The sequence below is a fragment of the Streptomyces griseorubiginosus genome (assembly GCF_001514195.1).
Lineage (GTDB): Bacteria > Actinomycetota > Actinomycetes > Streptomycetales > Streptomycetaceae > Streptomyces > Streptomyces griseorubiginosus.
This window is the reverse complement of record NZ_KQ948737.1, coordinates 288,366-301,296: the sequence shown is the minus strand read 5'-3', so window position 1 is coordinate 301,296 and position 12,931 is coordinate 288,366. Positions and strand designations below refer to the sequence as shown.

At 68.7% G+C, this 12,931-nt stretch carries 12 protein-coding genes; 10 read left to right on the top strand and 2 right to left on the bottom strand.

What is annotated here, in order from left to right:
- Window positions 1-52 precede the first annotated feature (52 nt).
- The 7 genes from AQJ54_RS19850 to AQJ54_RS19820 all read left to right on the top strand — a co-directional run bounded on the left by AQJ54_RS19850 (window position 53) and on the right by AQJ54_RS19820 (window position 7,420).
- Window positions 53-733 (top strand): haloacid dehalogenase type II, encoded by a 681-nt coding sequence (locus AQJ54_RS19850; protein ID WP_062239156.1) that lies wholly within the window; start codon window positions 53-55, stop codon window positions 731-733.
- A gap of 109 nt (window positions 734-842) precedes the next feature.
- Complete coding sequence (locus tag AQJ54_RS19845; RefSeq protein ID WP_062240411.1) at window positions 843-1,799, top strand: ABC transporter substrate-binding protein; 957 nt, start codon at window positions 843-845, stop codon at window positions 1,797-1,799.
- 7 nt (window positions 1,800-1,806) lie between these two features.
- Window positions 1,807-2,757 carry an amino acid ABC transporter permease gene (locus AQJ54_RS19840; protein ID WP_062239153.1) on the top strand — a complete coding sequence of 317 codons (951 nt, stop codon included), beginning with the start codon at window positions 1,807-1,809 and terminating at the stop codon, window positions 2,755-2,757.
- Complete coding sequence (locus tag AQJ54_RS19835) at window positions 2,754-3,521, top strand: amino acid ABC transporter ATP-binding protein (protein ID WP_062239151.1); 768 nt, start codon at window positions 2,754-2,756, stop codon at window positions 3,519-3,521. The genes AQJ54_RS19840 and AQJ54_RS19835 overlap by 4 nt, the downstream gene beginning before the upstream one ends.
- Window positions 3,522-3,661: 140 nt before the next feature.
- A complete protein-coding gene (locus AQJ54_RS19830; RefSeq protein ID WP_062239148.1) occupies window positions 3,662-4,942 on the top strand; it encodes an NAD(P)/FAD-dependent oxidoreductase in 1,281 nt (426 codons plus the stop codon).
- Between the two features lie 41 nt (window positions 4,943-4,983).
- Window positions 4,984-6,435 (top strand): NAD-dependent succinate-semialdehyde dehydrogenase, encoded by a 1,452-nt coding sequence (locus AQJ54_RS19825; protein ID WP_062239144.1) that lies wholly within the window; start codon window positions 4,984-4,986, stop codon window positions 6,433-6,435.
- A 1-nt stretch (window position 6,436) separates the two neighbouring features.
- Window positions 6,437-7,420 (top strand): D-2-hydroxyacid dehydrogenase, encoded by a 984-nt coding sequence (locus tag AQJ54_RS19820; protein ID WP_062239141.1) that lies wholly within the window; start codon window positions 6,437-6,439, stop codon window positions 7,418-7,420.
- A 113-nt stretch (window positions 7,421-7,533) separates the two neighbouring features.
- On the opposite strand, the gene AQJ54_RS19815 is transcribed toward AQJ54_RS19820, so the two are convergent.
- Both AQJ54_RS19815 and AQJ54_RS47605 read right to left on the bottom strand, forming a co-directional pair.
- Window positions 7,534-7,887 carry a cupin domain-containing protein gene (locus AQJ54_RS19815; protein WP_062239139.1) on the bottom strand — a complete coding sequence of 118 codons (354 nt, stop codon included), beginning with the start codon at window positions 7,885-7,887 and terminating at the stop codon, window positions 7,534-7,536.
- Between the two features lie 306 nt (window positions 7,888-8,193).
- Window positions 8,194-8,991 carry a DUF427 domain-containing protein gene (locus tag AQJ54_RS47605; protein WP_079069942.1) on the bottom strand — a complete coding sequence of 266 codons (798 nt, stop codon included), beginning with the start codon at window positions 8,989-8,991 and terminating at the stop codon, window positions 8,194-8,196.
- A gap of 818 nt (window positions 8,992-9,809) precedes the next feature.
- On the opposite strand from AQJ54_RS47605, the gene AQJ54_RS19805 reads away from it, so the two are divergent.
- From AQJ54_RS19805 to AQJ54_RS19795, 3 genes are all read left to right on the top strand, one after another.
- Window positions 9,810-10,571 carry an IclR family transcriptional regulator gene (locus tag AQJ54_RS19805; protein WP_062239136.1) on the top strand — a complete coding sequence of 254 codons (762 nt, stop codon included), beginning with the start codon at window positions 9,810-9,812 and terminating at the stop codon, window positions 10,569-10,571.
- Window positions 10,572-10,666: 95 nt separating this feature from the next.
- Window positions 10,667-11,608 carry a PDR/VanB family oxidoreductase gene (locus AQJ54_RS19800; protein ID WP_248845393.1) on the top strand — a complete coding sequence of 314 codons (942 nt, stop codon included), beginning with the start codon at window positions 10,667-10,669 and terminating at the stop codon, window positions 11,606-11,608.
- Between the two features lie 49 nt (window positions 11,609-11,657).
- Complete coding sequence (locus tag AQJ54_RS19795; RefSeq protein WP_062239133.1) at window positions 11,658-12,863, top strand: cytochrome P450; 1,206 nt, start codon at window positions 11,658-11,660, stop codon at window positions 12,861-12,863.
- Window positions 12,864-12,931: the final 68 nt, after the last annotated feature.

The following is a 12,931-nucleotide window of genomic DNA, read 5'->3' as shown; positions in this document are numbered from 1 at the left end:
TGCCGGTCACCCACGCATCAGAGACTCACGCACCAGAGACTGGAGTACTGCCATGCCCATCCCCTCGTTCCAGTTCCGCCCGAAGTACGTCTCGTTCGACTGCTACGGCACGTTGATCGAGTGGCCGATGACCCCCATCACCCGTGAACTCGTCGGCGACCAGATCCCGGCCGAGCAGTGGGACCAGTTCGTCAAGGAGTTCCGCGGCTACCGCTACGACTCGATCCTCGACAAGTACTACCCCTACGAGCAGTCGCTCCAGGCCGCCTTCGAGGGCGTCTGCCGCAAGTGGGGCGTCAAGGCCGCCCCGGACGCCGGCAAGCGGCTCGCCGACGGCGTGCGCAGCTGGGGTCCGCACGCGGATGTGCCGGCACCGCTGAAGAAGATGGGCGAGCACTACAAGCTCGTAATCCTCTCCAACGCCGACGACGCCTTCCTCGCGGAGAGTGTGCCCCGGCTCGGCGCGGACTTCCACGCGGTCTTCACCGCGGAGCAGGCCGGCTACTACAAGCCCCGCTACGCGGCGTTCGAGTACATGCTCGACCAACTCGACGCTTCCCCCGAGGACTTCGTGCACGTCTCGTCGCACACCCGCTACGACCTGATGCCGATGCACGACATGGGTTTCCGCAACCTGGTCCTCCTGGACCGCGGCTACGACCCGGTCACCCACGGCTACGACTACGTGACCGTCAAGTCCCTCGACGAGCTCAACCAGATGCTCGGCATCTGACGCCGTTCCCCCCGTATCCCCAGCGTTTCCCCCAGGAGGCACCGCCATGGAAAACAACCGGACAGGCCGCAGAACCGTACGCCGCACCGCAGGCGCCGCAGGGGCCGCCATGCACGTCAACAGGCACCTGAGCATCCCGATCGTCACCACCGCCCTGGCCCTCGCGCTCGCCGCGTGCGGGGCGGGCGCCACCGGGCAGAACGTGGGGGCGAAGAGCACAGCACAGGGCGCAGGGTCCGGCTCGTCGGCCGAGCACACCGACGACATCTCGGCCGGTGTGAAGCCCGACCAGAACGCGGTGAAGCTGCTGCCCCCGTCGGTGAAGGCCAAGGGCACGCTCTCGGTGGCCATGGACCTGTCGTACCCGCCCACCATGTTCATGGCGTCGGACAACAAGACCCCGATCGGGTTCAACCCGGACATGGCCCGGCTCATCGCCGCCAAGCTCGGTCTGAAACTCCAGATCGACAACGTCAAGTTCGACACCATCATCACCGGACTTCAGGCCGACCGGTACGACTTCACCGCCTCCACCATGGGTGCCACGAAGGACCGGCTGAAGGCGCTCGACATGGTCGACTACGTCAACTCCGGCACCGGCGTGTCCGTCCCCTACGGCAACCCGCAGAAGCTGGGCACCCACACGCTGTGCGGGCACCGCGTCGGGGTCACCTCCGGCACCACCCAGCAGCTCCAGTGGCTGCCCCAGCTGTCCAAGCAGGACTGTACGAGCAAGGGCAAGCCGGCCATCCAGGCGGTGTCCCTGCCCAGCGTGAACGACGCTCTGACCCAGCTGGTCTCCAAGCGGATCGACGCGGTCATGTACGACTTCATCGCACTCGAGTGGGCGGACACGCAGCAGCCCAAGACCTTCGACGTGCTCAAGCCGCTGGTGACCACCAAGCCCGTGACCGTCGGCCTGAAGAAGGGCTCACCGCTGACCCCCGCGCTGAAGGCCGCCATCCAGTCGATCATCGACAGCCCCAAGTACGCCCAGGCGCTGGGACGCTGGGGTTTCACGGATCTCGGGGTCACGTCCGCGGCCATGGCCGTCCCGCAGGACTGAGACTCCGATGGACGTGATCGAGACCACGACGACCAGGCGCGGACCGGTGTCACCCCTACGGGCCGAAGAGAAGAAGCGGATCACGCCGAAGCGTCCCCGCGACTATGTCGCCTGGGCCGTCGCCATCGCGATCGTCGCCGGTCTGGTGTGGACCGCGGTGACGAACGAGAACTATCGCTGGCCGGTGGTGTTCAGCTACTTCACCACGCAGACCATCCTCAACGGCCTGCTGATCACGCTGCTGCTGACCGTGACGAGCATGGCCCTGGGCACGCTGCTGGGGCTGGTGCTGGCCGTGATGCGCATGTCGCACCAGCGGCCCGTCTCCGGACTGGCCCAGCTCTACATCACCTTCTTCCGCGGCACCCCGGTGCTGGTGCAGCTGGTGTTCTGGTTCAACATCGCGGCGCTGTACCCGAATCTGTCGATCGGGATCCCGTTCACCGACATCTCCACACCGGTGAACGTGAACGCGATCATGACTCCGATGACCGCGGCCATCGTGGGACTGTCACTGAACCAGGCCGCCTACATGTCCGAGATCATCCGTGGCGGCTTCGCCGCGGTCAGCCGCGGCCAGCACGAGGCCGCCGAATCGCTGGGCATGTCGGCCTTCACCAAGCTCCGTCACGTGATCATCCCGCAGACCATGCCGGCGATCATCCCGGCCACCGGCAACCAGATGATCGGCATGCTCAAGGAGACCTCGCTGGTGAGCGTGCTCGGCGTCGCCGACCTGCTGCAAAGCGCACAGGCGATCTACGCCCGCACCTACCAGACGATCCCGCTGCTGATCGTGGCCAGCCTCTGGTACCTGATCATGACGCTGGTGCTCAGCGTGCCCCAGTCCATGATCGAGCGCCGGTTCTCCCGCTCCACCCGCACACGGCTGACCCCGGCCGTCACCTCCGCCGGGCCCGGGCAGCCCGTCGCCACCACGAGGGAGTCAGTGCTGTGAACCCGGACGGAACGATCGTCGCACGCAAGCTGTGCAAGAGCTTCGGACGTCACCAGGTCCTGCGTGACATCGACCTGACCGTCAAGGCCGGGGAGATCTCCTGCATCATCGGGCCCAGCGGCTCGGGCAAATCGACCCTGCTGCGGTGCGTCAACGGCCTGGAGACCGTCGACCGCGGAGTCCTCAGGGTCAACGGAGAGGACTTCGGCTACGTCGAGAAGGACGACGCCTACCACGCCGTGCGCCCCAAGCGGCTGGCCGAGCAGCGCGCCCGGATCGGCATGGTGTTCCAGCAGTTCAACCTGTTCCCCAACATGACCGCAGAGTCCAACGTCATGTCCGGACCGGTCCTGGTGCAGAAGAAGAACCGCGCCAGCTGCCGGGAGCAGGCAAACGAACTGCTGGCCAAGGCCGGCCTCAAGGGATGCGGCCACAAGTACCCGGCCCAGCTCTCCGGCGGCCAGCAACAACGCGTGGCCATCGCCCGCGCGCTGGCGATGGAACCCACCATCATGCTGTTCGACGAACCCACCAGCGCACTGGACCCCGAGCGCGTGGGCGAAGTACTCGCCGTCATGCGCGACCTCGCCGGCAACGGAATGACCATGCTCCTCGTCACCCACGAGATGGCCTTCGCCCGCGAGGTCGCCGACGAAGTGCTGTTCATGGACGAAGGCGTCGCGGTCGAACGCGGCGACGCACGCGAACTGCTGGCCAACCCACGCGAGAAGCGCACGCAGGCGTTCCTCGAAAGGGTCCTGTAGAACGGCCCGCACTCGCGGAAACGGTTCCGGCTCCGAGTTCTACGTCGATCCGACCGTCACAGCGCTCACCGCGCCGACGGCCGGGCCCCTGGTGGTGCCCGGCCGTCCCCCACCACGAAACTCCCCGCAGAGGACCCGAGATGAAGACGATTCCCTACTGGATAGAAACCGCAGGGGCGTTTCCCGACCGATCCGGCAAGCCGCTGACCGAGGACACCGACCTGGTCGTCATCGGCGCCGGCCTGACGGGTCTGTCCACCGCCCTGCACTCCGCCCGCAAGGGCGCCCGCGTCACCCTCGTCGAGAAGGGCCAGATCGGCTCCGGCGCCTCCGCCCGCAACGGAGGCATGGCCAACCTGGGCTTCACCATCGGCGTGGGCCAGGCGGTCCGCCGGTACGGACTCGAACGGGCCCGCGAGATCTACAACTCCTACGGCGAGGCCGTGGACACCGTCGAGCGGCTCGTGAACGAGGAGTCCATCGACTGCCAGTTCCGCCGCGTCGGACGCCTGGGCGTCGCCTCCCGCCCCGCCCACTTCGAGAGCAAGAAGGCCCAACAGCGCGACCTGGCCAAGTACTTCGGCCACGAGACCATCCTGATCGGCAAGTCCGAGCTGCGTTCCGAGATCGGATCCGACGTCTACCACGGCGGCCTGCTCGACCCGTTCAGCGCGGCCCTGCACGTCGGCCGCTTCGTGCGCGGCATGGCCGAGGCATGCGAGCGCGCCGGTGTGGAGATCCACGAGCGCAACGCGGCCATCGGTGTGCGGCGTACCGCGGCGGGCCGGTTCGAGGTCAGCACCGAGCGCGGCGTGATCCGTGCAGGGCAGGTCATGATGGCCACCGACGCCTACACCGACAAGAACTTCCCGTGGCTGCGCCGCCAACAGGTCTGCGTGGGCAGCTTCATCATCGTCACCGAGCCGCTCGGCGAGGAACTCGCCCGGGACATCATCCCCAAGGCCCGCCTCATCGTCGACTCGAACAAGGTCTGCCACTACTTCCGGCTCACCCCGGACAACCGGCTGCTGTTCGGCGGCCGCGCCCGCTTCGCGCCGTCCGACCCCACCTCGGACAAGAAGAGCGGGGCCGTCCTGTTCCGCGAGATGTGCGGGATCTTCCCCCAGCTCGCCCGCACGAAGATCGAGTACGTGTGGGGCGGCTCCGTCGGCTTCGCCATGGACCGCATCGTGCACGCCGGGCAGACCGAGGACGGCGTCCACTACTCCATGGGCTACGCGGGCCACGGCGTACAGATGGCCACCCACATGGGGCACGTCATGGCCGAGGTCCTGGACGGCCACCCCGAAGTCAACCCCGTGCGTGACATCACCCCGCCGCGCATCCCCCTCTACAACGGCACCGCCTGGTTCCTGCCCTTCGCGGGCGCCTACTACAAGACCCTCGACCGCATCCGCTGACCGGTCGGCAGCCTCTCTGCACCCACAAGGAGACACCCATCATGACTGTCGTCCGTGATGTTCCCAAGCAGCTGTTCATCGGCGGCAACTGGCAGGACGCGGAGTCCGGCCGGACCCTGTCCGTCGACAACCCGGCCACCGGCGAGGAACTGTGCCAGGTCGCCGACGCCTCACCCGGCGACGGCCGGCGTGCCCTCGATGCGGCCGTGGCCGCGCAGGCCGCCTGGGCCGCCACTGCGCCGCGTGTGCGCAGCGAGATCCTGCGGCGCGCCTACGACATCATCATCGCGCGCACCGAGGAGCTGGCGCTGCTGATGACCCTGGAGATGGGCAAGCCGCTGGCCGAGGCGCGTGCCGAAGTGGCCTACGGGGCGGAGTTCTTCCGCTGGTTCTCCGAAGAAGCCGTACGTGTCGACGGCGGCATGATGACCGCCCCCGACGGCAGGAACCGGCTGCTGGTCACCCGGCAGCCCGTCGGCCCCTGTCTGCTGATCACGCCCTGGAACTTCCCCCTGGCCATGGGCACCCGCAAGATCGGCCCCGCCATCGCCGCCGGCTGCACCATCGTCCTCAAACCCGCCCCGCAGACGCCCCTGACCAGCCTCGCCCTCGCCCAGATCCTCACCGAAGCGGGACTGCCGGACGGTGTGCTGAACGTCGTCACCACCTCCGACGCCGCCGGAGTCGTCGAACCCCTCCTTCGCGGCGGGCAGATCCGCAAGCTGTCCTTCACCGGCTCCACCCAGGTCGGCCGGATCCTGCTGGCCCAGTGTGCCGACACTGTCATCCGCACCTCCATGGAACTGGGCGGCAACGCCCCGCTCCTCGTGTTCGACGACGCCGACCTCGACGTGGCCGTCGAAGGCACCATGGTCGCCAAGATGCGCAACATGGGCGAGTCCTGCTGCGCGGCCAACCGCATCTTCGTCCACACCTCCGTCGCCGACGAGTTCGCCCAGCGCCTCACCGCCCGCATGGCCGCCCTCACCGTCGGACCCGGCACCGAACCCGGCACCGACGTCGGCCCCCTCATCGACGCCGTCGGCCGCAGCAAGGCACACGACCTGGTGCGGGACGCCGTCAAGCGCGGTGCCACCGTCCTGACCGGCGGTGAACTCCCCGAAGGCGCCGGCTGCTTCTACCCGCCCACCGTCCTCACCGGTATCGCCCCGGACTCCGCGATCATCGACTCCGAGATCTTCGGCCCGGTCGCCGCGATCCGCACCTTCGAGACCGAGGACGAGGCCGTCGCCGCGGCCAACGACACCGAATTCGGCCTGGCCGCCTACCTGTTCACCCAGAGCCTCGACCGCGCCCTGCAGGTCGCCGAACGCCTCGAAAGCGGCATGATCGGCATCAACACCGGACTGGTCTCCAACCCCGCCGCACCCTTCGGCGGCGTCAAGCAGTCCGGACTGGGCCGTGAAGGCGGCCGCGTCGGCATCGACGAGTTCCTGGAGTACAAGTACCTGGCCGTCCCCGTCGGAGCCTGACATGCGCGAGCGACTCGTCGTCCTCTACCGCGGAAACAGGCCCCCCGCCACCGCGCGCCTCGAAAGCCTCGCCGACACCGTGTACGCGACCGAGGAGGAACTGCGCTACCTCCTCCCCGGCGCCGACGTCCTGCTGGCCTGGGTGAACATCACCCCGGCCATCCGGGAGTCATGGCCGGACGACCCGCACAAGGCGCCGCGCTGGGTGCACGCGTCCTCGGCGGGAGTGGACTCCTTCCTCTTCCCCGCCCTGGTGGACGATCCGGACGTCGTCCTGACCAACGCCCGCGGGGTCTACGAGCAGCCCACCGCCGAGTACGTCCTGGGCCTCATCCTCGCCCTCGCCAAGGACTTCCCCGGCACGTGGGAGCACCAGCGGCGCCGCGAGTGGCGCCCGCGCCCCAGTGACAGCATCACCGGACGTACCGTGCTGGTCTGGGGGACGGGGCCGATCGGGCGGGCCATCGCCCGGCTGCTGCGCGCCGTCGGGATGCGGGTGAGCGGAGCAGGCCGCAAGCCCCGCACGGACGACCCCGACTTCGGCACGGTCCACGGGACGGCGACCCTGCGCTCCGCCCTGACGGAAGCGGACTACGTCGTCCTGGCCGCGCCCCTCACCCAGGGCACCCGGGGAATGGTCGACGCCCCCGTGCTGGCGGCCATGAAACCGGGGGCGCGGCTGATCAACGTGGGCCGGGGCGGTCTCGTCGACGAGGAGGCGCTGGTCGACCACCTCGCCTCCGGACGACTCGCCGGCGCGGCCCTGGACGTGTTCACCCGGGAGCCGCTGCCGGCCGAATCACCCCTGTGGAACATGCCCGGCGTGCTGATCTCCCCGCACACGGCGGGCGAGACCACCAGCGAGCGGGAGGCTCTCATCGGGGTGTTCCTCGACAACTACGCCCGCCACCTCGAGGGCCGGCCGCTGCGCAATGTGGTGGACAAGCAGCGCGGATACGTGGTCGACGACACGCACCACGCCTGAAGGCAAGCAGCGCGTGGCTCCGGCCGGTAGGGATTACCGGCCGGAGCCACGCGCTACTCGCTTTTTCTCGCGGCGGGTCGCGTCACCGCACTGTGGCTACGAAACGACTGTATCTACGAAACGGTCAGGTACATCTTGCGCACGGTTTCGATGGTCTTCCAGACGCCGACGAAGCCCGGCTTCATGACAAAGCTGTCCCCTGCTTTGTAGATCACGGGTCGGCCGCCGTCCGGCGTGATCTCGACGACGCCGGAAAGGATGTGGCAGAACTCGAAGAGCTCGCCCTTGACGGAGCGCGTCTCACCGGGCGTCGCCTCCCATACCCCGGTCTTGACCGTTTCCCAGCGGGCAGCGTCCTGGACCCACGTCTTGTAGGCCGGGTCACCGGAGATCAGGCGTTCCGGCAGCGGGCCGGACTCCTGGGGTGCGAAGGAGGGGTTGGGATCGATGGTCTTCAGGAGCGACATGCTGTTCCTCCGGTGGAGTCGGCGACGAAGAAGATCCGCAGCGGCCATACCCGGCATCACCTCGCCGAGTGCGACCAGCCTGCGCCCGCGGCGCGCAGCGTGTGCCTGCCCCGGTACTTCGAGCATTTCCGACGCCGCGCGCGAAGCCCACGCGTGATCTGTCCGTGGCGGGTGTGATGTTCGGACGTTGTGTCAGGCGGGATTTCCTAGGCCAGACTCAGCAACCCCAAGCTCAGCGGCGCAGGTTCCACGTGCTCGCTGGCGCGGGCCGCTCTCGCCACGCCCCGTCAGGGACGTTCGGCGCGCTCACCACAGGCTGGTCCCGGGTGCGCCTTTGAAGGGTCCTTGGATCTCGGAGGTGATCCAGCCACCGTAGAAGTCCCCTTCTTGTGGGGTGACGTCCTCTCCGGCGACGGTGCAGTGGTCCATGCGGCTGGGGTAGAAGGCGAGGAAGTTGGTGAGGGCTGCGTAGTCGGGTTCGGGGTGGGGGTAGCTCCAGGCGGCGCGAGCGCGTACATCGTCTCCGACGATCACGTCCCAGTAGCGGGCGGCGCCCTTCCATTCGCACCAGGTCCGGCCGGAGTGGGCGGGGAAGACGAACTCGGTGCGGATGTCGTGGGCGGGGATGTAGAAGACGGGGGGATGGCTGGTCTCCAGCACGCGGATCGCCGTACGGGTCTCGGCCACGACCTGCCCGGCGCACTCGACACGTACGAGCCGGTCGTCGTGGTGCAGGGCAGGTGGCCGCGGGTAATCCCAGACGGACTCGACGGGACGCGGAGCGGACGGCGGCTGGTGGTCGTCCAGCACATCCAGGTACACCTCGTCGACGTAGCACCAAGCCCATGCTTGGCCTGCCGTCAGACTCCGGGCCGCGGGATGTTTGCTGGAGTCGAAGTGCGCTGTGGCGTGAGCGCCGGGGGAGCTGTCACTGCATCCCACGTGGCCGCAGGTCAGGCACAGCAGCAGATCGCCCGGCACACGTCCGCGCGCCGCGCAGGACAGGCACGTCTCGCTCAGCGGGGCGGGGTCGGCCGTCCAGGTATGGGAGCAGTCCCTGCCGGACGGTCGCCCGCCGTCGTGCCGGGGTGTCCACCTCGTCATCGCCGAACACCGGCCCGCCTGCCCGGCGCATGGCGCCACTTCGGCCCACTTATCCGAAGGCGGACTTCCGTGTGGGTCATGAGCGCTCCTCTGGCTCTGCGGCTTATTGTGCCTTCGCAGGTGCTTCGGCGCGGGGCCCTGCGGGGGATGCAGGCTGGGGGATGTCGGTGGCGGCTGCCCTGTCACCCGCCCCACCTGTTGAGGTTGCTGACCTGCGGAAACGTTCAATTTGTCCTGTCGGGTCGTCAGCGTTGCTTGAACGGACTGAATCCGCTGCGCGTGAGTTCGGCTCCGTTGCGGTCAGTGTTGGTTCGCATCACTCTGACCTGCGCAGATGTCGTGCACCGGCGATGGGGCAGGTTGCCGAGGGTGGCGTGTGCGAGGCATGGGGCGCCGGATTCTGGACGCTGGCTGGACACGAGGATTCTGAAGTGCTGCCGGGCCGCCGCCCTCGCCGCCGTAAGGCCCGTCTTGGTGGCATCGACCCACGGCTCGGCGAGGCGCTGTGCGGAACCTGTTCGACGAGGTTGCCGCTCCGGTCGCGGATGAGCGGATGAGCGGATGAGCGGATGCGTTTCTGGCGGGCCTGCGGCTGATTGCGGTGGACGGCACGGGCGAGGGGTGTTGATCAAGGAGCAGTAAAGCCCGGACAGCCGCTGAGCGATCCGTTGTCCCCGGACTGACCAGCCACTGGTGCGTCGTCTCCTCGAAGACAGCCCGGACGAGCGCCCCGAAAGTCAAAGGGCCGACCGCCGCGAACGGACATCCGCAACCGTGCGGACCTGGACCTCCGGACACCAGGGGCCGATCATGTCGGTGTGAGGACAACACGGACGGGTGAGTCGGTTCTGTCGCGAGCCGTGCGGATCCTCGAAGTGTTCACACCCGACGATCCTGCTCTCACTGTCTCCGAGATCTCCCGGCGTACGGGACTGCACCTGGCAACGGCCTCGCGGCTGGTGGCAGAGTTGATCGAGCACGGCTTCCTGGCACGTGACGCCGACCGCCGGGTGCGGGTCGGTATGCGTCTGTGGGAGCTGGGGACGCGGGCGTCGCCCACCCTGTCACTGCGGGACGCGGCGATGCCGTTCCTGGAGGGCGTGCACGATGTGGTGGGACATCATGTCCAGCTCGGGGTGCTGGACGGCGACGAGGTGCTGTTCCTCGAACGTCTCACAGCGCCGGGAGCGGTCATCAACTACACCCGTATCGCGGGTCGGCTGCCGATGCACGGGTCGTCCAGCGGCCTGGTACTGCTTGCCCATGGTCCCGTCGCGCTCCAGGAGCGCATCCTCGCCGGACCTCTGAAGGCGTACACGCCGCACACCATCACCAACCCCACCGCGCTGCGTTCCACCCTGGCCGCCATCCGACGCCAGGGATACGCGTACTGCCCGGGATACGTGCACGAGGAGGCTCTCGGTATCGCCGCCCCGGTGCGCGGCCGGCAAGGGGAAGTGGTGGCCGCATTCTCGGTGATCGTCCCGAACGATGCCGGGGCAGCCGCTGTCGTGCCCGTGGTGCGCACCGCGGCGCGCGGCGTTTCCCGGGCCCTTGCGGCTCACGGCTTGCCCGGCTGAGTTTTCGATTCGTCTCTCATTCAATGAGAGTCCCGTCGCGCCCTTCGCTCACCCGCGCGCATGCTTCCCGCAATCCGAAGACGGGAGGCGACGACGTGGTCGTGACTCTGGAAATCTCCGCCAAGGAAGCCGTGGCCGAGGGCGTGGTCGCGCTGACCCTTGTGCATCCGGCCGGCGCGCGACTGCCGGACTGGACCCCCGGCTCCCATATCGAGGTCGTTCTTCCGGACAGGACGGTGCGGCACTATTCGCTGTGCGGAAGCCGGTGGGACGCCTACACCTACCGAGTCGCGGTCCTGCGTGAGCCGTACGGCCGCGGCGGATCGGCGCTTGTCCACGACACACTGCGTCCGGGCGACCGGGTGGGCGTCGGAGGACCACGCAACCACTTCCCCCTGGTGCCCTCGGAGACGTACCTGTTCATCGCCGGCGGCATCGGCATCACCCCCCTTCTGCCGATGGTCCAGCAGGCCGAACTACTGGGCGCGGAGTGGCAGTTGTTGTACGGCGGACGGACGCGGGCCTCCATGGCCTTCCTGGAGGAGTTGACCGCGGCCTACGGAGAGCGGGTACACATCGCTCCCCAGGACGAGGTCGGGCTGCTCGATCTCGGGTCCTGGCTCGGCGCCCCGCGCCTGGACACCAAGGTCTACTGCTGCGGACCCGCCCCGCTGCTCACCGCGGTGGAGGCCGCCTGCGCACACTGGCCCGCGTACACGCTGCGTACCGAGCGGTTCACCGCCGCCGAACAGGCCGCGCCGGTACGGGACGTGCCCTTCGAGGTCGAGTTGCGACGGACGGGGCGCGTCGTCACCGTCACTCCGGACGTCTCGGTGCTGGACGCTGTGCGCAGCGTCGGAGTGGACGTGCTGTCCTCCTGCGAGCAGGGCACCTGCGGCACCTGCCTCACCCCCGTACTGGAAGGCAGCCCCGACCACCGCGACTCGATCCTCGCCGATCACGAGCGCGTGGCGAACACCTGCATGTTCCCGTGCGTGTCCCGGTCCCTCGATGACCGTCTGGTCCTCGACCTGTGATCCCTCCCTCCCCTTCCCCTCCCCGTCTTCCCCGTAGCCAGGAGCCGCCATGCCCGGGACCGCCGAGCTGCCCGTCTGTGACATCGACGTCTTCTCACCCGCCGCCCTCGAAGATCCCGAGGAGTTGCACCGCGTCCTGAGGGGCGCCGGCCCCGTCGTGTATCTCTCCCGATACGACGTACGTGCCCTGGCCCGCCATGAGGAGGTGCATGCCGCACTCGCGGACTGGCAGCACTTCGAGTCGGGGTCGGGGGTGGGCCTGGCCAACTTCCGCCACGAGGAGCCGTGGCGTCCGCCCAGCGTGCTGCTGGAGGCCGACCCGCCCCGGCACGACGCCCCCCGCCGGGTGCTGCGGGACATTCTGGCCCCCTCCGCGCTGCGCGTGCTGCGCGCGGCCTGGCAGCGGGCGGCCGAGGAACTCGTCGAGCAGGTTCTCACCAGCGGTACAGGGGAGTTCGATGCCTTCACCGAGCTGGCGTGCGCGTTTCCGCTCAAAGTGTTTCCCGACGCCGTGGGTCTCGGCCCGTACGGCCGGGAGAACCTCCTGCCGTATGGCAACGTGGCCTTCAACTCCTTCGGCCCTGTCAACGACCTGGTCAGAGCCGACGCCCACCGGGTCGCCGAGCTGTCGGCGTGGGTGAACGCCCAATGCGCCCGTGAGGCGCTCACCGATGACGGATTCGGAGCGAGGATCTGGGCCGCCGCCGACCGCGGGGACCTCACCCGGGCACAGGCCCCCCTCGTGGTGCGCTCCCTGCTCACCGCAGGAGTCGACACCACCGTGCACGGCCTGGCGGCCTGTCTCTACGCCTTCGCCACCCACCCCGAGCAGTGGCAGCGGCTGCGCGAACGACCGGAACTGGCGCGCGTCGCCTTCGACGAAGCGGTGCGCTGGCAGTCGCCGGTACAGACCTTCTTCCGGACCGCCACCACCGACGTGACCATCGCCGGCGCGCTCGTCCCCGAGGGCACGAAGATCCTCATGTTCCTCGGCGCCGCCAACCGCGACCCGGACCGATGGGACGATCCGGACCGGTTCGACCTCACGAGGGATCCCTCGGGGCACGTCGGCTTCGGCATGGGCATCCACCAGTGCGTCGGACAGCACGTCGCCCGACTGGAGGCCGAAACCCTGCTGACCGCGCTCGCCGCCCGCGTCGAGCACATCGAACTCACGGCGACCCCGGGCCGGCACCTCAACAACACCCTCCGCTCCTGGGCCTCCCTGCCCGTGCGCGTCCACCGAACGCGCTGAGTGGCCTGCGACGCATGTCCCGGCCACCTACGGCGTCGCTCTATCCGAACTGTTCACCGCGCACCAGG

Excerpts from the sequence above, each read along its gene's own strand:
- AQJ54_RS19795 (WP_062239133.1), top strand. The coding sequence starts at position 11,658 with ATGCCCGGGACCGCCGAGCTGCCCGTCTGTGACATCGACGTCTTCTCA.
- AQJ54_RS19850 (WP_062239156.1), top strand. The coding sequence starts at position 53 with ATGCCCATCCCCTCGTTCCAGTTCCGCCCGAAGTACGTCTCGTTCGAC.
- AQJ54_RS19820 (WP_062239141.1), top strand. The coding sequence starts at position 6,437 with ATGCGCGAGCGACTCGTCGTCCTCTACCGCGGAAACAGGCCCCCCGCC.
- AQJ54_RS19825 (WP_062239144.1), top strand. The coding sequence starts at position 4,984 with ATGACTGTCGTCCGTGATGTTCCCAAGCAGCTGTTCATCGGCGGCAAC.
- AQJ54_RS19840 (WP_062239153.1), top strand. The coding sequence starts at position 1,807 with ATGGACGTGATCGAGACCACGACGACCAGGCGCGGACCGGTGTCACCC.
- AQJ54_RS19830 (WP_062239148.1), top strand. The coding sequence starts at position 3,662 with ATGAAGACGATTCCCTACTGGATAGAAACCGCAGGGGCGTTTCCCGAC.
- AQJ54_RS47605 (WP_079069942.1), bottom strand. The coding sequence starts at position 8,991 with ATGACGAGGTGGACACCCCGGCACGACGGCGGGCGACCGTCCGGCAGG.
- AQJ54_RS19815 (WP_062239139.1), bottom strand. The coding sequence starts at position 7,887 with ATGTCGCTCCTGAAGACCATCGATCCCAACCCCTCCTTCGCACCCCAG.
- AQJ54_RS19845 (WP_062240411.1), top strand. The coding sequence starts at position 843 with ATGCACGTCAACAGGCACCTGAGCATCCCGATCGTCACCACCGCCCTG.